Origin of the sequence: Microvirga arsenatis (assembly GCF_009910705.1) — a bacterium.
GTDB classification, from domain to species: domain Bacteria; phylum Pseudomonadota; class Alphaproteobacteria; order Rhizobiales; family Beijerinckiaceae; genus Microvirga; species Microvirga arsenatis.
The window spans coordinates 1-19,791 of record NZ_JAAAXJ010000013.1 but is presented as its reverse complement, the minus strand read 5'-3'; the positions used below and the strand labels follow the sequence as shown (position 1 = coordinate 19,791).

General features: G+C 65.8%; 15 protein-coding genes and 2 pseudogenes. 12 read left to right on the top strand and 5 right to left on the bottom strand.

Going from position 1 to position 19,791, the window contains the following annotated elements:
- Positions 1-5 precede the first annotated feature (5 nt).
- Complete coding sequence (gene tyrS, locus GR303_RS18750; protein WP_161726296.1) at positions 6-1,268, bottom strand: tyrosine--tRNA ligase; 1,263 nt, start codon at positions 1,266-1,268, stop codon at positions 6-8.
- 212 nt (positions 1,269-1,480) lie between these two features.
- On the opposite strand from tyrS, the gene GR303_RS18745 reads away from it, so the two are divergent.
- On the top strand, positions 1,481-4,201 hold the full coding sequence (locus GR303_RS18745; protein WP_161726298.1) for a M10 family metallopeptidase: 2,721 nt from the start codon (positions 1,481-1,483) through the stop codon (positions 4,199-4,201).
- A gap of 129 nt (positions 4,202-4,330) precedes the next feature.
- Here GR303_RS18745 and GR303_RS18740 read toward each other — a convergent pair whose 3' ends face one another.
- The gene (locus GR303_RS18740; RefSeq protein ID WP_161726300.1) at positions 4,331-4,987 is read right to left on the bottom strand and encodes an alpha/beta hydrolase; all 657 of its coding nucleotides are present in this window, start codon (positions 4,985-4,987) and stop codon (positions 4,331-4,333) included.
- Between the two features lie 235 nt (positions 4,988-5,222).
- On the opposite strand from GR303_RS18740, the gene GR303_RS18735 reads away from it, so the two are divergent.
- The 6 genes from GR303_RS18735 (at position 5,223) to GR303_RS18710 (ending at position 11,870) form a co-directional block, all read left to right on the top strand.
- Complete coding sequence (locus tag GR303_RS18735) at positions 5,223-6,395, top strand: cysteine desulfurase family protein (RefSeq protein ID WP_161726302.1); 1,173 nt, start codon at positions 5,223-5,225, stop codon at positions 6,393-6,395.
- A 68-nt stretch (positions 6,396-6,463) separates the two neighbouring features.
- Positions 6,464-7,936 (top strand): Fe-S cluster assembly protein SufB, encoded by a 1,473-nt coding sequence (sufB, locus tag GR303_RS18730; protein WP_161726303.1) that lies wholly within the window; start codon positions 6,464-6,466, stop codon positions 7,934-7,936.
- A gap of 129 nt (positions 7,937-8,065) precedes the next feature.
- Positions 8,066-8,818: a Fe-S cluster assembly ATPase SufC gene (gene sufC / locus GR303_RS18725; RefSeq protein WP_161726305.1), complete on the top strand. Its 753-nt coding sequence runs from the start codon at positions 8,066-8,068 to the stop codon at positions 8,816-8,818.
- Between the two features lies 1 nt (position 8,819).
- Positions 8,820-10,133, top strand: coding sequence for a Fe-S cluster assembly protein SufD (sufD, locus tag GR303_RS18720; protein ID WP_161726307.1), 1,314 nt, complete (start codon positions 8,820-8,822; stop codon positions 10,131-10,133).
- Positions 10,134-10,252: 119 nt separating this feature from the next.
- Entirely contained in the window at positions 10,253-11,488 is a 1,236-nt protein-coding gene (locus GR303_RS18715) for a cysteine desulfurase (protein WP_161726309.1), read from the top strand.
- 85 nt (positions 11,489-11,573) lie between these two features.
- The gene (locus GR303_RS18710; protein ID WP_246408183.1) at positions 11,574-11,870 is read left to right on the top strand and encodes an SUF system Fe-S cluster assembly protein; all 297 of its coding nucleotides are present in this window, start codon (positions 11,574-11,576) and stop codon (positions 11,868-11,870) included.
- Positions 11,871-11,991: 121 nt separating this feature from the next.
- Here GR303_RS18710 and GR303_RS18705 read toward each other — a convergent pair.
- Positions 11,992-12,755 (bottom strand): annotated as a pseudogene (locus GR303_RS18705) (SDR family oxidoreductase).
- A gap of 199 nt (positions 12,756-12,954) precedes the next feature.
- On the opposite strand from GR303_RS18705, the gene GR303_RS18700 reads away from it, so the two are divergent.
- The gene (locus GR303_RS18700; protein ID WP_161726313.1) at positions 12,955-14,175 is read left to right on the top strand and encodes an FAD-dependent oxidoreductase; all 1,221 of its coding nucleotides are present in this window, start codon (positions 12,955-12,957) and stop codon (positions 14,173-14,175) included.
- Here GR303_RS18700 and ybaL read toward each other — a convergent pair.
- Complete coding sequence (gene ybaL, locus GR303_RS18695; RefSeq protein ID WP_161726315.1) at positions 14,074-15,966, bottom strand: YbaL family putative K(+) efflux transporter; 1,893 nt, start codon at positions 15,964-15,966, stop codon at positions 14,074-14,076. The genes GR303_RS18700 and ybaL overlap by 102 nt on opposite strands.
- A 168-nt stretch (positions 15,967-16,134) precedes the next feature.
- Here ybaL and GR303_RS18690 point away from each other — a divergent pair, with 168 nt between their 5' ends.
- On the top strand, positions 16,135-16,515 hold the full coding sequence (locus GR303_RS18690) for a HesB/IscA family protein (protein ID WP_161726316.1): 381 nt from the start codon (positions 16,135-16,137) through the stop codon (positions 16,513-16,515).
- Between the two features lie 3 nt (positions 16,516-16,518).
- Entirely contained in the window at positions 16,519-16,917 is a 399-nt protein-coding gene (locus tag GR303_RS18685) for a TfoX/Sxy family protein (protein WP_161726317.1), read from the top strand.
- Here the strand turns inward: GR303_RS18685 and GR303_RS18680 are convergent.
- On the bottom strand, positions 16,901-18,355 hold the full coding sequence (locus GR303_RS18680; RefSeq protein ID WP_161726318.1) for a DEAD/DEAH box helicase: 1,455 nt from the start codon (positions 18,353-18,355) through the stop codon (positions 16,901-16,903). The two genes, GR303_RS18685 and GR303_RS18680, sit on opposite strands and share 17 nt — an antisense overlap.
- Positions 18,356-18,541: 186 nt before the next feature.
- Here GR303_RS18680 and GR303_RS18675 point away from each other — a divergent pair, with 186 nt between their 5' ends.
- Positions 18,542-19,240: an alpha/beta fold hydrolase gene (locus tag GR303_RS18675; protein ID WP_161726319.1), complete on the top strand. Its 699-nt coding sequence runs from the start codon at positions 18,542-18,544 to the stop codon at positions 19,238-19,240.
- Between the two features lie 309 nt (positions 19,241-19,549).
- Positions 19,550-19,791 (top strand): annotated as a pseudogene (locus tag GR303_RS18670) (outer membrane protein); the annotation flags it as partial.

Here is a 19,791-nt window from a genome sequence, read left to right as displayed (position 1 = left end):
TAGGGCTACACGGCGCGCAGGAGCACGTGCTTCTTCTTGCCGAAGGAGAGCTTGATCACGCCTTCCGGCGTCACATCAGAGAGGCCCAGAGTCCCCCGCTCGTCCGAGACGGTCTGGTCGTTCACCTTCAGCCCTCCGCTCTTGATCTGCCGGCGCGCCTCGCTCGACGAGGGCACGAGCTTCGCGTAATCCGGCCCGAAGGCCGCCAGCACGCCGAGGCCGCCCTTCAGGATGTCGGTGGGGATCTCGATGGTCGGCAGGCTCTCCGCCAGCGCGCCCTGCTCGAAGGTCTTGCGGGCGGTTTCCGCCGCCAGCTCCGCCGCCTCGCGGCCGTGGAGGAGGGCGGTCGCTTCCGTTGCGAGAACCTTCTTCGCCTCGTTGATCTCGGCGCCCTGGAGCGCCTCGAGCCGGGCGATCTCGTCCATCGGCAGGATGGTGAAGAGCCGGAGGAAGCGGCCCACATCCGCATCCTCGGTGTTGCGCCAGAACTGCCAGTAATCGTAGGGGCTCAAGCTGTCGGCGTTGAGCCAGACCGCACCGGAGGCGGTCTTGCCCATCTTGGCGCCGGAGGCGGTGGTCAGGAGAGGGCAGGTGAGGGCATAGAGCTGCGGCGTGCCGAGGCGTCGGCCGAGATCGATGCCGTTGACGATGTTGCCCCACTGGTCCGAGCCGCCCATCTGCAGAAGGCAGCCGTAGCGCCTGTTGAGCTCCACGAAGTCGTAGGCCTGGAGGATCATGTAGTTGAACTCCAGGAAGGACAGCTCGTGCTCGCGCTCCAGGCGCAGCTTCACGCTGTCGAAGGACAGCATGCGGTTGACCGAGAAGTGCCGGCCCACATCGCGCAGGAACTCGATGTAGTTGAGCTTGGTCAGCCACTCCGCATTGTCGACCATGGCGGCGTCCGCCTTGCCATCGCCGAAGGTGATGAAGCGGGAGAAGACGGTCCTGATGCTCTCCTTGTTGGCATCGATCTGCTCGACGGTCAGGAGCTTGCGGCTCTCGTCCTTGCCGGAGGGATCGCCCACCCGCGTCGTGCCGCCGCCCATCAGGGTGATCGGCTTCCCGGCGCCGGTCTTCTGCAGCCAGTGCAGCATCATGATGGAGAGCAGGTGCCCCACGTGGAGAGACGGGCCGGTGCAGTCGTATCCCACATAGGTGGTGAGCCGGCCCTCCAGGGCCGCGGCGTCGATCCCCTCCAGATCGGAGGTCTGGTGGATGTAGCCCCGCTCGGTAAGCACCTTCAGGAAATCGGATTTCGGCGCGTTCATCGCGTCTCTCTCGTCGGTCTGGGTCGCAGGTGAAGGGGACCCTCTACCAGCTTCGCGAGGGGATTTCACGCGGTTTCACGTGAGGAGGAAACGTTGCGCGTGCATTAACCGTGACCGTTGGCTCGTCCTCTGAAATTACGTTGCGTCAGCTTGACGCACCGCCAAGCTCGGCCTAGTCTTGAAACAAGGTATCATTGAGGAACGGTGCGGCCATGTCCTGGCTCGACGATGTGTGGAACTGGGTCTCCAACACGGCCAACAGCGTTGGACGGGGCATCCTCGATGCGTTTCAATCTCTCGGTCAATCGATCAAGAACAACATTCTCGAGTTGCCTCTCTGGTTCAACTCCGTCCTCGGCGCAACGGGGGCCGTGGTCGGCGACGTGAAGTATTTTAGGCCGTCTCACTCGGATCCCGACGTTCAGGCGCTGATGTCCGGGTCCAAATGGAACGGCTCCGTCATCACCTATTCCCTTCCGGATTCCCGCGACGACTACTCATATCTCAATCCGCATGCGAGCGGGTTCGAGCGCCTCTCGGCCCAGTCGGAGCAGGTTGTCCATGATGTGATGAAGGCGGTGGACGGCTATGTGAACGTCGGCGTTGCTTTCACCGGGCGCAACCATGCGAACATCAAGGTGGCGAGCTTCGTTCCGGGCTCGGTGGTCACGGGCAGCACGGGCTATTATCCGGGCATGCCGGCCTATGGCGGGGAGACCTGGATCGTAGGCGGCGGCTCGTCCATGGAGGTCACCAAGGGCAGCCACCGCTATGCGCTGATCATGCACGAGCTCGGTCATGTGCTCGGCTTGAAGCACTCTCACGACTCGGTGTCCGGCCTGCCGAAGATGTCGGCTGCGCATGACTCCACCGAATACACGGTGATGTCCTACAACAACGAGGGAAATGCGCCGCAATCCTTCATGCAGTACGACATCGCCGCCCTGCAGGCGATGTACGGCGCCGACTTCACCACCAACAGCTCGGACACGACCTATAGCTGGAGCGAGCTCTTCGGCGTGATGTCCATCAACGGCGTCAAGCAGGGCAGCGCCACGTTCAGCGGCAGGATCTTCCTGACCATCTGGGATGGGGGCGGCACCGACACCTACGACATGTCGAATTTCAGGGACAATGCCCTGATCGACCTGAGTCCCGGCGGCTTCTCCCGTTTCTCCGATGCGCAGCTTGCCGAAAAAGGGACTGGCGGCCGGGTCAAGGGCAACGTCTACAACGCCTTCCAATACAACGGCGATGTGCGCTCCCTGATCGAGAACGCCATCGGCGGCGGCGGGAACGACAAGATCGTCGGCAATCAGGCCAACAACCTCCTCAAGGGGAACAGCGGGAACGACGAACTTCACGGCGGTGCGGGCCACGATACGCTGGTCGGCGGCGAGGGCAGCGACAAGTTCTTTGGCGGGGCGGGCTCCGACCGCTTCGACGGCGGCACCGGGCACGACACGGTGAGCTACTGGACGGCCTCAGGCGCGGTGCGGGTGTACCTGTGGGGCACCGGCTACAATCAGGGCGAGGCAGCGGGCGATTCCTATGTAGACGTCGAGGTGATCGACGGGTCGCGCTTCGGCGATGTGCTGGAGGGGGATGCACGAGCCAACATCTTCTGGAGCGATTCGGGCAACGACACCCTCAGAGGGCGGGAGGGCAATGACGAGCTCATCGGGGCCTCCGGGGACGACCTGCTCTATGGCGACACGGGCGAGGATGCCCTCGCCGGAGGCGAGGGCAACGACAAGCTTCTCGGCGGCGCAGGGGCGGACCGGCTGGACGGCGGTGCCGGCAGGGATACGGTGAGCTATTGGGGCGCCGCCGGCGGCGTACTCGTCGACCTCGGTGACGCCTCGCGCAACCAGGGCGAGGCTGCCGGCGACGTTTACGTCTCCATCGAGGTGGTCGACGGCTCGACGCATGGCGACACCATCGAGGGCACCGATGCCGCCGACACGTTCTGGGGCGATGCCGGCAACGACGTCCTGAGAGGTCGCGGCAACGCCGATGTGCTGAAAGGAGCCGCCGGCGACGACTGGCTGGCTGGCGGTACCGGCGGCGACCTGCTCGATGGCGGCGACGGCTACGACACGGCCGACTACTCGGGAGCTGCCTCCCGGGTGGTCGTCGATCGGGTGAACATGGGCCGGAACCAGGGTGAGGCCGCCGGCGATGCGTTCGAGAGCGTCGAGGGCGTGGTGGGCTCTGCCCACAACGACGAGTTCTATGGCGGAGGCGGCTGGGACGGGTTCTGGGCCGGTGCCGGCGACGACGTGCTCGAGGGCCGGGCCGGCGGCGATCACCTGGATGGCGGTGCCGGTTTCGACTTCGCCGTCTACTGGAGCGCCACCTCGGGCGTGGTGGCGAGCCTCGGCAATCCCATGGTCAACTGGGGCGACGCCTACGGCGACACGTACGATTCGATCGAAGGGCTGCAAGGCTCCAACCACGGCGACTCCCTCTACGGCTTCTGGTCCAGCAACACGCTCTATGGCTGGGGCGGCAACGACCTGCTCGCCGGCGACGGCGGCAACGACTATCTCCATGGCGGCGACGGAGCGGACACGATCTCGGGCGGCGACGGGCTGGATTGGCTCATCGGGGGCATGGGGCGCGACTATTTCCGGTTCGAGGGGCCGGCTCACGCTGCCAATGCGGACACGATCGAGGATTTCAGCACGGCCGAGGACCTGATCCAGCTGAGCCGCTCGTGGTTCAAGGTGCCGGGGGCGGGCAATCTCGACTCCGCCGCCTTCACCATCGGCTCCGCGGCCGCGACCGCGGCTCACCGGATCATCTACAACAGGTCGAGCGGAGAGCTGTTCTACGACGCCGACGGGTCCGGCATGGCAGCGGGCCAGGTGAAGTTCGCAAGCGTCGGCGCCGGGCTCAACCTGACCCACATGCACTTCCTGCTCGTCTGAGCGCGGGCTATTTCAATGCCTCCAGGCTGGCGGGTTCCGCCAGCCTCTCTTTTGCGGCCGGAACACGAAAAAAGCCGGCTCTCATGGAGCCGGCTTCGTCGTTTCGGAGGTCGAGAGCAGCGGGCCGGCTCAGGCGGCCTGTTCGCTCGTGCCGAGCCGCTTGTCCAGGTACTCGTCCACGGCGACCATGAGCTCATCGACCTTGCCGTCGAAGAAGTGATTGGCGCCCTCGATCACCGCATGCTCGAGCTTCACGCCTTTCTGCGTCTTCACCTTCTCGATCACGCTGACCACATCCTTGACCGGCGCGACGCGGTCCTCCGAGCCGTGCACGAACAGGCCCGAGGACGGGCAGGGGGCGAGGAAGGAGAAGTCGTAGCGGTTCGCCATGGCGGCGATGGAGATGAAGCCTTCGATCTCCGGGCGGCGCATGAGGAGCTGCATGCCGATCCAAGCGCCGAAGGACACGCCGGCGATCCAGCAGGCGCGGGCGTCCGGGTTCATGGACTGGGCCCAGTCGAGGGCCGCGGCGGCGTCCGACAGCTCGCCCTGGCCATGGTCGAAGGCGCCTTGGCTGCGGCCGACGCCGCGGAAATTGAACCGGAGCACGGAGAAGCCGCGCTTCACGAAGTCATAGTACAGGTTGTAGACGATCTGGTTGTTCATCGTCCCGCCGAACTGCGGGTGCGGGTGCAGGATGATGGCGATGGGCGCGCCCTTCTCCTTGGCGGGCTGGTAGCGCCCCTCGATGCGACCGGCAGGACCCGTGAAGATGACTTCAGGCATGTACGCGAACCTCTTGATCGCCCCTCCATAAGGAGGGGGAAAACCCCCGGCGACCTTGACTCCCGGCCGCGGAAGCTCATAAAAGAACTGTTAGAATTGTTCTAAATTGTTCCTTTGTTTCATCTTCCGGGCAGCTTGCGGGCCGGCGGGAGAAACACCGGACAGATGTGGTTGCGGTGCTTTAGCACGGCAACCTGGGTCGATTGCAAGACTTTCGTGAGGCTATCGGGCAGCCATGGCGGCAGGCCAGCGCACATATCTCGACCACAACGCCACCTCGCCCCTGCGGCCCGAGGCGGCGGAGGCCGTCCTGCGCGCGCTCGAGCTGCCGGGCAATGCGTCCTCCGTCCATGCCGAGGGCCGTGCCGCCCGGTCCGAGATCGAAAGGGCCCGGGACAAGGTGGCCGGCCTCGTCGGCGCGAGGGCGAAGAACGTGATCTTCACCAGCGGCGGCACCGAAGCCGCCAACCTCGTGCTCACGCCGGGCTTCCGCCGCCTGGGGCAACAGGGCGCGGCAAGGCTCCTCACAGGGGCGGCCGAGCACCCTTGCGTCCTCAACGGCCACCGGTTCCCCGAGGGCGCCGTCGAGGCGATCCCGGTCGACTCCCGGGGCATTCTCGACCTGGCCTGGCTCGCAGCCAGGCTGGAAAAGGCTGCGGGCGAGCGGGTGCTGGTATCCGTGCAGCTCGCCAACAACGAGACCGGCGTGATCCAGCCCGTCGCCGCGGCGGCCCGGCTGGTGCATGCGCATGGCGGCCTCGTCCACACCGATGCGGTCCAGGCCGCCGGCCGGATCCCCGTGAGCATGGCGGAACTGGGCGTCGACGCGCTCACCCTCTCGGCGCACAAGCTCGGCGGGCCGAAGGGCGTCGGAGCCCTCGTCCTCGCCTCCGACCAGTTCGAGATCGCCGACCGGCTGATCCGCGGCGGCGGGCAGGAGAAGGGTTTTCGGGCTGGAACCGAGAACGTGGCCGCCATCGCAGGCTTCGGCGCCGCGGCGGAGGTCGCCCTGGCCGGCCTGCAGCAGGAAGGCGACCGGCTTCGGGCTCTCAGGGACGAGGCGGAGGCCGCGCTCCTGCGGATCGCTCCCGAAGCGGTTGTTGTGGGTGCGCAGGCTGAGCGGTTGCCTAATACCTTGGCCTTTGCCATACCCGGCCTCAAGGCCGAGACGGCGCTGATCGCCTTCGATCTGGCAGGGGTAGCCCTGTCCTCCGGTTCGGCCTGCTCGTCCGGAAAGGTCAAGCGTTCGCATGTGCTCGACGCCATGGGCGTCGAGCCGGCCCTCGCCGAGGGCGTTTTGCGTGTGAGTTTGGGGTGGTCGACCACGAAAGAGGACGTGATCCGCTTCGCGGAGGCGTGCGAAAGGGTGGTCGGCCCCTTATATAAGCGGAAGGTGAGCGCGGCCTAGAAGGCCAAGCTCGGTTTCCATTGTCATCAACCCGCGGCCCTTGAAGCCGTGAGCGGTGGGAGAGACACATGCCTGCAGTGCAGGAAACGATCGACCAGGTCCGGTCGATCGACGTAGACCAGTACAAGTACGGCTTCGAGACGGAAGTCGAAATGGAGAAGGCGCCCAAGGGCCTCTCCGAGGACGTGATCCGCTTCATCTCCGCCAAGAAGGGCGAGCCCGAGTGGATGCTCCAGTGGCGCCTCGACGCCTACAAGCGCTGGCTCACCATGACGGAGCCGGCCTGGGCGCGCGTCTCCTACGACAAGATCGACTACAACGACATCTACTATTACGCCGCGCCGAAGAAGAACCCGGCGCCGAAGTCGCTGGACGAGGTCGATCCGGAGATTCTCAAGACCTATGAGAAACTCGGCATTCCGCTTCGCGAGCAGGAGATCCTGGCCGGCGTCGAGCCGCAGAGCCGAGTCGCCGTGGACGCGGTGTTCGATTCCGTGTCGGTCGCCACGACCTTCAAGGAGGAGCTCAAGAAGGCGGGCGTGATCTTCATGCCGATCTCCGAGGCCGTCCGCGAGTACCCGGATCTCGTGCGCCAGTATCTCGGCACCGTGGTGCCGGTCACGGACAACTTCTTCGCGACGCTCAACTCGGCCGTGTTCACCGACGGGTCGTTCGTCTACATCCCGCCGGGCGTGCGCTGCCCGATGGAGCTGTCGACCTATTTCCGCATCAACGAGAAGAACACGGGCCAGTTCGAGCGCACCCTCATCATCGCCGACAAGGGTTCCTACGTCTCGTATCTCGAGGGCTGCACGGCTCCGAGGCGCGACGAGAACCAGCTCCATGCCGCCGTGGTCGAGCTGATCGCCCTCGACGATGCCGAGATCAAGTATTCCACGGTCCAGAACTGGTACCCGGGCGATTCGCAAGGCCGGGGCGGCATCTACAACTTCGTGACCAAGCGCGGCGACTGCCGGGGCAGGAACTCCGTCATCACCTGGACCCAGGTCGAGACGGGCTCGGCCATCACCTGGAAGTATCCGTCCTGCATCCTGCGCGGCGACAACTCCCGCGGCGAGTTCTACTCGATCGCGGTGTCGAACGGCATGCAGCAGGTCGATTCCGGCACCAAGATGATCCATCTCGGCAAGAACACCACGAGCCGGATCATCTCCAAGGGCATCGCGGCGGGCCGCTCCGAGAACACCTATCGCGGCCTGGTCTCGGCTCACCGCAAGGCGACGGGAGCGCGCAACTTCACCAACTGCGACTCGCTGCTGATCGGCAACGAGTGCGGCGCGCACACGGTGCCCTACATCGAGTCGAAGAACGCCAGCGCCGTGTTCGAGCACGAGGCGACCACATCGAAGATCTCCGAGGATCAGATGTTCTACTGCCAGCAGCGCGGCCTCTCGGAAGAGGAGGCGGTGGCGCTCATCGTCAACGGCTTTGTGAAGGACGTGCTGCAGCAGCTCCCCATGGAGTTCGCGGTCGAGGCGCAGAAGCTGATCTCGATCTCGCTCGAAGGCTCGGTGGGTTAGTCGAAAGCCAATGGTGTCATCCCGGCCGAAGCGCAGCGGAGAGCCGGGATCGTTCAAACCAGTTCAATTCGGATAGCGATCCCGGGTCTCGCTACGCTCGCCCGGGATGACGCAGATGGAAATGTAAAAATGCTCGAAATCAAGAACCTGGTTGTCCAGATCGAGGACAAGCGCATTCTCAACGGCCTCAACCTCACCGTGAACAAGGGCGAGGTTGCCGCCATCATGGGCCCGAACGGCTCCGGCAAGTCGACCCTGTCCTACGTGATCGCCGGCAAGGAGGACTACGAGGTCCTCGACGGCGAGATCCTGCTCAATGGCGAGAACCTGCTCGAGATGGAGCCGGATCAGCGCGCCGCCGCCGGCGTGTTCCTGGCCTTCCAGTACCCGCTCGAGATCCCCGGCGTCGCCTCGATGACCTTCCTCAAGGCGACCCTGAACGCCCAGCGCAAGGCGCGCGGCGAGGAGGAGCTGACCACGCCGGATTTCATCAAGCGCGTCAACGCCGCCGCCCAGCAGCTTGAAATCCCGAAGGACATGCTCAAGCGCGCCCTGAACGTCGGCTTCTCGGGCGGCGAGAAGAAGCGCATGGAGATCCTGCAGATGGCGCTGCTCCAGCCGTCCTTCTGCATCCTGGACGAGACCGATTCCGGCCTCGACATCGATGCGCTGCGCATCGTGTCCGAGGGCGTGAACGCACTGCGCTCGCCGGACCGCGCCTTCCTGGTCATCACCCACTACCAGCGCCTGCTCAACCACATCGTGCCCGACACCGTGCACGTGATGCATAGCGGCCGCATCGTGCGCTCGGGCGGCAAGGAGCTGGCGCTCGAGCTCGAGGCCAACGGCTATGCCGACTACCGCGACAGCGAGGCGGCGTGAGATGGCTGACGTCACCCTCATGAAGACGCCGGCGGAAACCGCGCTGGCGCAGGCTTTCGAATCGGCCAAGACCCTGCTGCCCGGCAACGTGGAATCGCGCGCCCAGGCCTTCGAGAAGTTCACCGCGCGGGGCCTGCCGCACCGCCGGGTGGAGGAGTTCAAGTACACGGACCTGCGCGCCGCCTTCCGCGAGGTGGCGCCCTTCGCGGGCGTTCCCACGGCGGAGGAGGCGAAGGCGGCTCTTGCCGGCGCCAAGACCCTTGCCGGGATCGAGGCGCTGCAGGTTCCCTTCGTGAACGGCCACTTCATGCGCGAGGCGGTGGACTTCCGCGCCCTGCCCGAGAACCTCGAGATCGTCCCCCTGCGGGAGGCGCTTGCCAACGACCATGAATGGCTCGCGCATCTGAGCCCGGTTCCCTGGGCTGCGGAGAACCCGGTCTACCAGCTCAACACCTCCTTCATGGCGGACGGGGTGATGATCCGGGTCGCGGGTCCGGTCGAGGTTCCGGTCCATCTGCGCTTCGTCACCGCCGCGGAGACGGCCGTCGCCACGGCAACCCGCGTTCTCGTGGTGGTGGAGGAGGGCGCCTCGGTGACCCTGCTCGAAACCCACGAGAGCACGGACGGCGCGGGCCATCAGCCCAACGACGTGGTGGAGCTGATCGCCGGCGACCGCACCAACGTGCAGCATGTGCGCGTCAATGCCGAGGGCGGCAAGACGCTCGCCCTCTCCACGCTCGCCGCCAGGATCGGCGCCGAAGCTGTGTTCAACAGCATCAACGTGGTGGCGGGTGCCGCAACCTCGCGGCACCAGGTCTTCGCCCTTCTCAACGGCGAGAACACGAACCTGCGCGTCAACGGCGTGACCATGCTCAAGGGCCTGCAGCATGCGGATTCGACCCTCGTGGTCGAGCATAACGCGCTCCATTGCGAGAGCCGCGAACTGTTCAAGACCGTGATCGACGACGAGGCGACCGGCGTCTTCCAGGGCAAGATCATCGTTCCGCACCACGCCCAGAAGACCGACGGCCGCATGATGTCGGCGGCGATCCTCCTGGGCGAGGGCGGCACCATGAACAACAAGCCGGAGCTCGAGATCTTCGCCGACGACGTGCAATGCGCCCACGGCGCCACCTGCGGCCAGCTCGACGACGACCTCCTGTTCTACCTCATGGCCCGCGGCCTGCCGAGGAAGGAGGCCGAAAGCCTCCTGATCCAGGCCTTCCTGGGCGAGGCGCTGGAGTTCGTCGAGAACGAGACTGCCCGCGAGGCGCTGATCGGCACCGTGGAGGGCTGGCTGCGCGCTCGCTCGTAAATGCCCGCTGCGTCATGGCCGGGCCTGTCCCGGCCATGCACCGCTCCGCTCGTTGACGCGGAGCAAAGACGGAGTTTCTGGGATTGGCCAGGGATGACGCCGGAGGAAGGCTGAAGGCAATGAATCTGCAGATCAAGCCCTATGACGTCGAGGCGGTCCGGGCCGAGTTCCCGATCCTGAGCCAGCAGGTCTACGGCAAGCCGCTCGTCTACCTCGACAGCGCCGCCTCGGCCCAGAAGCCGAGGGCGGTGATCGACGCCATGGTGAACACCATGCAGACGGGCTACGCGAACGTTCATCGCGGCCTGCACTACATGGCGAACGTGGCCACCGAAGGCTTCGAGCGCGCCCGCGAAACCGTGCGGGAATTCCTCAACGCGGGATCCACCGACGAGATCGTGTTCACCAAGTCGGCGACGGAAGCCTACAACCTGGTGGCGGATTCCTTCGGGCGCATGGGAATCGGGGAGGGGGACGAGATCATCCTCTCCATCATGGAGCACCATTCCAACATCGTGCCCTGGCACTTCCTGCGCGAGCGCAAGGGCGCGGTGATCAAGTGGGCTCCCGTGGACGACGAGGGCAACTTCCTGGTCGAGGAGTTCGAGAAGCTCTTTTCCCCGCGCACCAAGATCGTGGCGATCACCCACATGTCCAACGTGCTGGGCACCGTGACGCCGATCAAGGAGATCATCCGCATCGCCCATGGCCACGGCGTTCCCGTTCTCGTGGACGGGGCCCAGGGCGCGGTGCACCTCCAGGTGGACGTGCGCGATCTCGACGCGGATTTCTACGTCTTCACCGGCCACAAGGTCTATGGCCCGACGGGCATCGGCGTCCTCTACGGCAAGCGCGAGTGGCTCGAGAAGATGCCGCCCTATTCGGGTGGCGGCGAGATGATCCGCGAGGTGCTCTGCGAGGGGATCACCTACAACGACCCGCCGCACCGCTTCGAGGCGGGAACCCCGCCGATTATCGAGGCCATCGGTCTCGATGCGGCGCTCCGGTTCATGATGAGCCTGGGGCGCGAGAACATTCAGGCGCATGAGGCGGCCCTGTCGCAATATGCCCATGAGCGACTTCGGGCCATGAACTCGGTGCGCATCATCGGCCAGGCCAAGGGCAAGGGGGCCATCATCGCCTTCGAGATGAAGGGAGCGCACGCCCACGACGTGGCGACCGTCATCGACCGGCAGGGCGTGGCGGTGCGGGCCGGCACCCATTGTGCCATGCCGCTGCTGAACCGGTTCGGGGCGACCTCGACCTGCCGGGCCTCGTTCGGCCTCTACAACACCATGCAAGAAGTCGATAAGCTGGCGGACGCCCTGCAGAAGGCGGAAGCCCTGTTTGCTTGAGGATGAACCTGTGAACGACCAATCCCCATCCAACGCGCCGCAGGTGTCCCCTGGCTCGGCGATCCCGCCGGAAGAGCTCGACCGCATGACGGACGACATCATTGCGGCGCTCAAGACCGTCTACGACCCGGAGATCCCGTCCGACATCTACGAACTCGGCCTGATCTACCGGGTCGACATCGACGACGACCGGAACGTCACCATCGACATGACCCTGACCGCCCCCGGCTGCCCGGTGGCCGGCGAGATGCCGGGCTGGGTGGAGAACGCCGTCTCGACGGTGCAGGGCGTACAGAGCGTCAAGGTCAACATGGTCTTCGACCCGCCGTGGGACCAGAGCCGCATGTCCGACGAGGCGCGGGTCGCGCTCGATATGTGGTGAGGCTTCGGCCTCGTTGGCAGAGTGAATATGCGTCATGGCCGGGCTCGTCCCGGCCATTTGCGTTCAGCCTTCCATTGTCGTTCCGGGGCCCATAGCGGAGCCCGAAACGGCAGCGTTGGCCTCATGTCCGGTTGATGGACACGCCTCCGTCGACGAGGAGAGCCGTTCCCGTCGTGAAGCTCGACGCGTCGGAAGCAAGATAAAGCGCCGACCGGGCGATCTCCTCGGGCCGGGCACGCCGCTTCAGAGCGTGGAGGCCTTCGACGAACGCCTTCGCTTCTGGTGTGCTGACCCAGGCTTCGGCCAAGGGGGTATCGGTGCCGCCCGGCAGCAATGCGTTCACGCGAATGCCTCTCGGCCCAAATTCGCTTGCGAGAGACTGGGTGAGCCCGATCAGGCCCGACTTGCTGGCGGCATGGCCGCCACCCCGGGCATTCCTGCCGTGTAGCCGACGAAGGTCGAGGTGAAGATCACGGAGCCGCCGCCGCGGTCGAGCATGGCCGGGATCTGGTACTTGGCACCTAGAAAGGCTGCCGTCAGATTGACCGCGAGAGTTTCGTTCCATCCGGCAAGCGAAACGCCGGGCGTCGGCCCCATCTCGCCATTCATGCCGGCATTGTTGAAGGCAATGTCGAGGCCGCCGAAGTGGCGGACGGCCGTTTCGACCAGCGCACGGGCGAGAGTCTCGTCCCTGATGTCGCCGGCAAGGGCGACGGCCCGGCCGCCCTCAGATTCGATTTCTGTGACCAGGGCATTGAGGGCATCCTGACGTCGTGCGGTGACGACGACATTGGCTCCCTCCTGTGCGAAGAGGCGAGCGGTGGCGTAGCCGATACCTGAGCTGGCGCCGGTCACAATGGCAGTCTTGTTCCTAAGTGATGTCATGGCGAGATCTTTCCTCATAGAGCCCGTGGCTCCGGATTGGGATCTCAAATTCCTTCTCGGCTTCCGACCCGCTTTCTGCGCCCGATACCTGTGATGAAGCATGATTTCGTGCCATCCGCCTGCCTCGCTTTGGCTCCGGAAGAAAACACGGTAGCCTTGCATTGCATCCGAGCCGTTGCGGGTCTTCCCGAGGAAGTCGATGAACACGCCTCAATCTTCCGAAACCCTCCACGTCCGCTGCTGTATCGTCGGCGGCGGGCCGGCCGGGATGATGCTCGGGCTTTTGCTGGCCCGGCAGGGCGTGGAGGTGCTGGTCCTCGAAAAGCATGCGGATTTCCTGCGGGATTTCCGCGGCGACACCATCCATCCCTCGACCCTCGAGGTGATGCATGAGCTCGGGCTGCTCGACGAGTTCCTGGCGCGGCCGCATCAGCGGACGCAGACGGTCAGCCTCGTGGTCGGCGGCGTGCCGCTGACGCTCGGCGATTTCTCGCATCTGCCGACCCGCTGCAAGTTCATCGCCTTCATGCCGCAATGGGAATTCCTCGACTTCCTGGCCGATCACGCCCGCGAGTATCCCCACTTCCGGCTGCGCATGCTGGCAGAGGCGACGGATCTGATCGAAGAGCAGGGCAGGGTGGCCGGTGTGCGGGTTTCCACGCCGGAGGGGTTGCTCGAAGTTCGGTCCGATCTCGTCGTCGCAGCCGATGGCCGGCGGTCGGTCGTGCGCGAGAAGGCGGGCCTCGAGGTGCTGGACATCGGCGCGCCGATGGACGTGCTCTGGATGCGGGTGTCGAAGCGTCCCGGCGATCCGAGCCAGCTGCTCGGGCGCATCGAAGCCGGTCAGATGCTGGTGATGATCGACCGCGGAGATTATTGGCAATGCGCCTATCTCATCCCGAAAGGATCCCTGGAACGGCTCAAGCAGGAGGGCCTGCCGGCCTTCCGCGCGAAGCTCGCACGGGTCGCTCCTTTCCTGGGTGATCGCCTCGAAGAGCTGCAGTCCTGGGACGACATCAAGCTTCTCACCGTCGCGGTCGACCGGCTCAAGCAATGGTCCAGGCCGGGGCTGCTCTGCATCGGCGATGCGGCCCACGCCATGTCGCCCGCGGGCGGAGTGGGCATCAATCTCGCGATCCAGGATGCGATCGCTACGGCCAACATCCTGGGGCCGGTGCTCAAGCGCGGGCCTGCGGGGCCCGAGCAACTCGCTCGGGTGCAGCGGCGGCGTGAGTGGCCGACGCGAATGACCCAGCGGCTTCAGGTGCTGCTGCAGAACCGGCTCATCACCCCGGTCCTCAACAGCACTGAGCCCGTCTCACCGCCCCGGCTCATCCGGTGGCTGGCGGGGCAGCCCCTGTTCCGGCGCATTCCCGCCCGCCTTGTCGGCATCGGCTTCCGCCCGGAGCACGTGCGCTGACGATCCCGACGGATCGCGGTCCAGTCCCGTCTCCTGATCGCCGTCCAGGATGTCTTCCGCTTCCTCGACGGAGGACAGGACCGGCTCGCGCGGAGCGTCGGGCACGGCGGCGAACATGGCGCGGGCGATCTCCTGCTCGCCCATCACGATCCTGGTCGCGCCGTACTTCATCACGTGCTCCTCCTGAGCGGAGGAGTGGGCGCGCACGATGATCGGCAGGTCGGGATTGATCCTCCGGGCCTGCTCGACGACCTGACCGCTCTCGAAGGCGTCGGGAATGGCCACCAGAAGGCAGCGCGCCTGTCCGATATTGGCGGCTGCGGCAACTTCCGGATCGGCCGCATTGCCGATGATGACCTCACGGCCGTCCTTCTGCAGGTCGGCAACCTGCTCCTTGTTCGTCTCGATCACGAGGAGGGGCGCTCCGATCGAGGCCATCTTGCGGCTGATGTACTTGCCGACACGACCGTGGCCGACGAGCACCACGTGATCGGTGAGAGGCGTGGTGGGAATTGGCTCGCGTGCGGCTGCAGCGGCTGCTCTCTCCGCCTCGACTACCTTCTGCTCGGCCGCGGCAGCGTCCGCCTTCGCTTGGGCTCGGGCCGTCTCCCGCTTTGCGAACCACCGGTCGAGCAGGGTGAAGAGGAACGGGTTCATCAGGATCGACAGGATGGCGCCCGCGAGGATCAGATCGCGCCCCTGCTCAGGCAATATCTGAAGGCCGACGCCCAAGCCCGCCAGAATAAAGGAAAACTCGCCGATCTGGGCAAGGCTTGCCGCGATGGTGAAGGCAGTCGGGTTCGGGTGGCCGAAGAGCCGGACGATGGCGAAGGCCGCCAGCGACTTGCCGACGACGATGATCAGGAAGGTCGCCAGAACCGGACCGAAATCCTCGATCAGGATCATCGGGTCGAACAGCATGCCGACCGAGACGAAGAAGAGAACCGCGAAGGCGTCCCGCAAGGGCAGGGTCTCGGATGCGGCCTGATGGCTGAGCTCCGACTCGCTTAAGACCATGCCGGCGAAGAAGGCGCCGAGGGCGAAGGAGACGCCGAACAGTTCCGCCGCGCCGAAGGCGGCGCCGAGCGCAATGGCCAGGACGGCCAGGCGGAAGAGTTCCCGCGAGCCGGTATGCGCCACATAGTGAAGGATCCACGGGATGACCCTGCGCCCGACGATGAGCATCACGGCCACGAAAGCAAGGACCTTGCCCAGCGTCAGGCCGAGGGAGATCACGATGGATTCGAGATCCGCCGAGGCGCCGGCGGTGGCATTTGCGAAGGCCGGCAGCAGCACCAGGGTGAGCACCATCGCCAGGTCTTCCACGATCAGCCACCCGACCGCGATGTGGCCCCTCTCGGTCTGGACGAGGCGGCGCTCCTGCAGCGCCCGCAGCAGCACCACCGTGCTGGCGACGGACAGCGCCAGGCCGAAGACGATGCCGCCGCCGATGGTCCAGCCCATCAGCCATGCGAGGCCCATGCCGAGAAGCGTGGCACTGGAAATCTGCACGACGGCACCGGGGATTGCGATGGCGCGGACGGAGAGAAGATCCTTCAGCGAGAAGTGAAGGCCGACGCCGAACATCAGCAGGATCACGCCGATCTCGGCGAGTTGGTTGGCGAGCCCCTGATCGGCCACGTAGCCGGGGGTGAAGGGGCCGACGAGGACGCCGGCGAGCAGGTAGCCGATCAGAGGGGAAAGACGGAAGCGGTGCGCGAGGGCGCCGAGCGCGAATGCCAGGACCAGGCCGATGACGATGGTCGATATCAGCGGCGTGTGATGCGGCATCTGCTCTCCTTCAGGCGCAGGGATGTGGGGGAACTCCCCCGGATATGGTCGACCTGGGCCGTTCGGACAACCCTGAACGGTCTCGACGTTTGGGCTTTCACCCCTTATCTAAGGGATATCGTACTCGTTCTGCCCGGGCCTTGAACCCGGCTGTAGGAGAGAAGGCTCATGGCTCTACCCGGCCTCAAGGTCATCACCTTGACCGATGCGGCGGCGAACCGGATCAAGGACATTATCGCCAAGGCGGACCGCCCCATCGTCGGCGTGCGCGTCGGCGTGAAGAACGGCGGCTGCGCCGGCATGTCCTACACCATGGAATATGCGGACAGCATCAACCCCCTTGACGAGGTCGTCGAGGACAAGGGCGTGACCGTGCTCATCGATCCGAAAGCGGTTCTGTTCCTGCTCGGCACGGAGATGGACTTCCAGACCAGCAAGATGTCGTCGCAGTTCGTGTTCAACAATCCCAACCAGACTTCGGCCTGCGGCTGCGGAGAATCCGTGGCCATCACCCCGGCGACTCCGCCGGCGCTTCAATCGGTGGGCTAGCTCATGGACGCCGAGGCCATCCGCGACGTCTTCCGCGGCCTCGGCCCCGTTCAGATTCGCAGGATGTTCGGCGGGCAGGGCATCTACCAGGACGGGCTGATGTTCGCCCTGGAGGCCTATGGGGAGCTCTACCTCAAGGCGGATGCGCAGAGCGTCGGGATCTTCGAGGATTTCGGCTCCCGTCCGTTCAGCTTCGAGACCCGCGACGGACGCACGACCCTTACGAGCTACTGGCTCATTCCCGAATCGGCCCTCGACGATCCGGACGAGGCGGCGGATCTGGCGCGAACGGCGCTGGCAGCCGCCCGCCGCGCCAAGGCGGCGCAAACCCGCAAGGGTGCCAAGCCCGTGGCCGGGAAGGCCCGAAAGCGGACCCCGGAGGGCGCTAGCGGGTCTTCTTGACCGGCACGGGTCGCATCAGGAAGGCCGGCACGTGATCGCCCATGCCGACGATGCGCTCGTCGGCGTCATCCTCGCGGCGGGAGCGGCCCTGGGCCTCCCGGTTCGACGAGCGTTCCCCCCGATCCTGGCGCGGCCTGCGGCTGGGCTGTTCCTCCCGGGCAGGCGGGGCAGGGCGGGCCGGCTCTTCCGCTGCCGGCTCGACGGCGCCGCGGCTCCTCTCGGACGAGCGGACCTTGACCTTCCTCCCGCGCGAGCGCTCCTCGCCCCGTCCGCCGCGGCGGCGGGACGATCCTTCCGAGGCGGGCAGCTCGGCCAGGGTCGGGCCCTGCCACTCGATCGACTGGCCGATCAGCTTCTCGATGGCCGCGAGGGATTTGTCGTCGCCCGGGGACACCAGCGTGAAGGCCTGGCCCGTGCGGCCGGCGCGGCCCGTGCGGCCGATCCGGTGCACGTAATCCTCCGCATGGTGCGGGACGTCGTAGTTGAACACGTGGCTCACGGCAGGGATGTCGAGGCCGCGCGCCGCCACGTCGCTGGCCACGAGCAGGGGCATCTCTCCGCTGCGGAAGCTGTCGAGCGCCGCCATGCGGGCATGCTGATCCATGTCGCCGTGGAGGGCGACGGCGTCGAAGCCGTGCTTCTGCAGGGAACGATGGAGCACGGCCACGTCGCGCTTGCGGTTGCAGAACACGATGGCGTTCTGCAGGTCGGTGGCATTGCGGATCAGCTCGCGCAGGGTCTCGCGCTTCTGGAAATCCTCCCGTCCCGTCGCTACGAGGCGCTGGGTGATCGTGGAGGCGGTGGAGGCGGCACGGGCCACCTCGACCTTCACCGGATTGTGAAGGAAGGCGTCCGCCAGCCGCTGGATCTCCGGCGGCATGGTTGCGGAGAAGAACAGGGTCTGACGGGTAAAGGGCACCAGCTTCACGATTCGCTCGATGTCCGGGATGAAGCCCATGTCGAGCATGCGGTCCGCCTCGTCGATGACGAGGAGCTCGACCCCGGTCAGCAGCAGCTTGCCGCGCTCGAAATGGTCGAGCAGGCGGCCGGGGGTGGCGATCAGCACGTCGACGCCGCGGGTGATCTTGGCGTCCTGATCGCCGAAGGACACGCCGCCGATCAGCAGGGCCACCGAGAGGCGGTGATTGATCCCATACTTTTCGAAATTGTCCTCGACCTGGGCGGCGAGCTCGCGGGTCGGCTCGAGGATCAGCGTCCGCGGCATGCGCGCTCTGGCCCGGCCCGTCTCGAGGAGCGTCAGCATCGGCAGGGTGAAGGCGGCCGTCTTGCCCGTGCCGGTCTGGGCGATGCCGAGCACGTCGCGGCGCGCCAGCACATGGGGAATGGCCTGGGCCTGGATCGGCGTCGGCTCGGTGTAGCCTGCGGCGGCCACGGCCTGTTGAACTTTATCGCTAAGTCCGAGTTCGGCGAACGACATGAATGTTAAATACCGTTGAGGGCTGGGCGCGCTCTTAAGTGCCGGCCGCGCTCTACGGCAACAAACAGGCGCGAGTCTGGTTTCACCTGAGGCTCTTGCTCAAGTTAAGGTGGGCGGGACCATAAGATAAGCTATGCGCTTGTCAATCCAGGCAAACTTGCCGAAGGGCGCTGAAGGAAGAATTGTATGGCCGAAACGCTCGTTCTCGTTCCCGGACTGGCCTGCACGGCCCGCCTTTTCGAGCCGCAGATCGCGGCCCTGTCCGGGGAGCGCCCGATTCTGGTGGCCGATCATCGGCAGGATGATTCGATCCCGGCCATCGCCGGCCGGCTTCTGAGAGAGGCACCCGAGCGCTTCGCCCTCGCAGGGCTTTCCATGGGCGGCTACATCGCCCTGGAGGTGATGCGCCAGGCCCCGGAGCGGGTGGCGCGGCTTGCTCTGCTCGACACGAACGCCCGGCCCGACTCCGTCGAGGCCAGCCAGGATCGCGAACGGCTGATCGCCCTGGCCCAGGCCGGCCGCTTCGAGGACATCCATTCCAGGCTCTGGCCGCGTCTCGTTCATTCCGCTCGCCAGCGCGACCAGGCGCTGCAGGAGGTCGTGTTCGGCATGATGCGCGAGACGGGCGCGCAAGCGTATATCCGCCAGCAGCGGGCCATCATGGCCCGCGCCGATTCCCGCCCGCTCCTGCCCGGAATCGAGATCCCGACCCTCGTGCTGGTCGGTGAGCAGGACGCGATCACGCCGCCGGAAATCGCCCGCGAAATGGCGGAGATGATCGAGTGGGCGTCCCTCGTCGTGCTTCCCGAGTCGGGGCATCTGGCGACCCTGGAGCAGCCGGATCGGGTCACCCAGGCGCTCAGATTGTGGCTGGACCGGAATTAACCACAATTCCGCCCGTGCCTTGCGCAGGTCTTCGAGAATATGGTCAATGATTGGTTACTCGCCGGAGGAGGGCAGGGCTCCGGGTCTCGATAGCCCTCTAAGCGCTTGTTCCTGCATGGATTTTTGCGCGCTGGGATGCAGGTCCCCGAAGCTGGCGGAGGCGGGAATCCGGTTCTCCGGCCTACAAGAGCCTTCCCTTGCGGTGGGAAACGGGTCCTTCGATCTCGGGTGTGGCAGGAAAGTGACAGACGCTCGGTCAAGTCTCGGCTACAAGCTGAGCCACATCCTTCCAACAGATGGACCAAAGCAATGAAGAAGATTCTCCTTTCCTCGGTCGCTCTGCTCGGCCTCGCCACCGGCGCTCTCGCCGCTGACCTTCCGTCCCGCCGCGCGGCCCCGGCTCCGGTCGTGGCTGCCGTTCCGGTCTTCACCTGGACCGGCTTCTATGTCGGTGTGAACGCCGGCTATGGCTGGTCGGACGACGACTTCGACGCGGTCGACCTGGCCGACGACGATGACGACGGCGGCTTCGTGGGCGGCGCTCAGGTGGG

Bases quoted from the DNA above. Each gene is read 5' to 3' on its own strand.
- tyrS (WP_161726296.1), bottom strand. From the start codon at position 1,268: ATGAACGCGCCGAAATCCGATTTCCTGAAGGTGCTTACCGAGCGGGGC.
- GR303_RS18745 (WP_161726298.1), top strand. From the start codon at position 1,481: ATGTCCTGGCTCGACGATGTGTGGAACTGGGTCTCCAACACGGCCAAC.
- GR303_RS18740 (WP_161726300.1), bottom strand. From the start codon at position 4,987: ATGCCTGAAGTCATCTTCACGGGTCCTGCCGGTCGCATCGAGGGGCGC.
- GR303_RS18735 (WP_161726302.1), top strand. From the start codon at position 5,223: ATGGCGGCAGGCCAGCGCACATATCTCGACCACAACGCCACCTCGCCC.
- sufB (WP_161726303.1), top strand. From the start codon at position 6,464: ATGCCTGCAGTGCAGGAAACGATCGACCAGGTCCGGTCGATCGACGTA.
- sufC (WP_161726305.1), top strand. From the start codon at position 8,066: ATGCTCGAAATCAAGAACCTGGTTGTCCAGATCGAGGACAAGCGCATT.
- sufD (WP_161726307.1), top strand. From the start codon at position 8,820: ATGGCTGACGTCACCCTCATGAAGACGCCGGCGGAAACCGCGCTGGCG.
- GR303_RS18715 (WP_161726309.1), top strand. From the start codon at position 10,253: ATGAATCTGCAGATCAAGCCCTATGACGTCGAGGCGGTCCGGGCCGAG.
- GR303_RS18710 (WP_246408183.1), top strand. From the start codon at position 11,574: ATGACGGACGACATCATTGCGGCGCTCAAGACCGTCTACGACCCGGAG.
- GR303_RS18700 (WP_161726313.1), top strand. From the start codon at position 12,955: ATGAACACGCCTCAATCTTCCGAAACCCTCCACGTCCGCTGCTGTATC.
- ybaL (WP_161726315.1), bottom strand. From the start codon at position 15,966: ATGCCGCATCACACGCCGCTGATATCGACCATCGTCATCGGCCTGGTC.
- GR303_RS18690 (WP_161726316.1), top strand. From the start codon at position 16,135: ATGGCTCTACCCGGCCTCAAGGTCATCACCTTGACCGATGCGGCGGCG.
- GR303_RS18685 (WP_161726317.1), top strand. From the start codon at position 16,519: ATGGACGCCGAGGCCATCCGCGACGTCTTCCGCGGCCTCGGCCCCGTT.
- GR303_RS18680 (WP_161726318.1), bottom strand. From the start codon at position 18,355: ATGTCGTTCGCCGAACTCGGACTTAGCGATAAAGTTCAACAGGCCGTG.
- GR303_RS18675 (WP_161726319.1), top strand. From the start codon at position 18,542: ATGGCCGAAACGCTCGTTCTCGTTCCCGGACTGGCCTGCACGGCCCGC.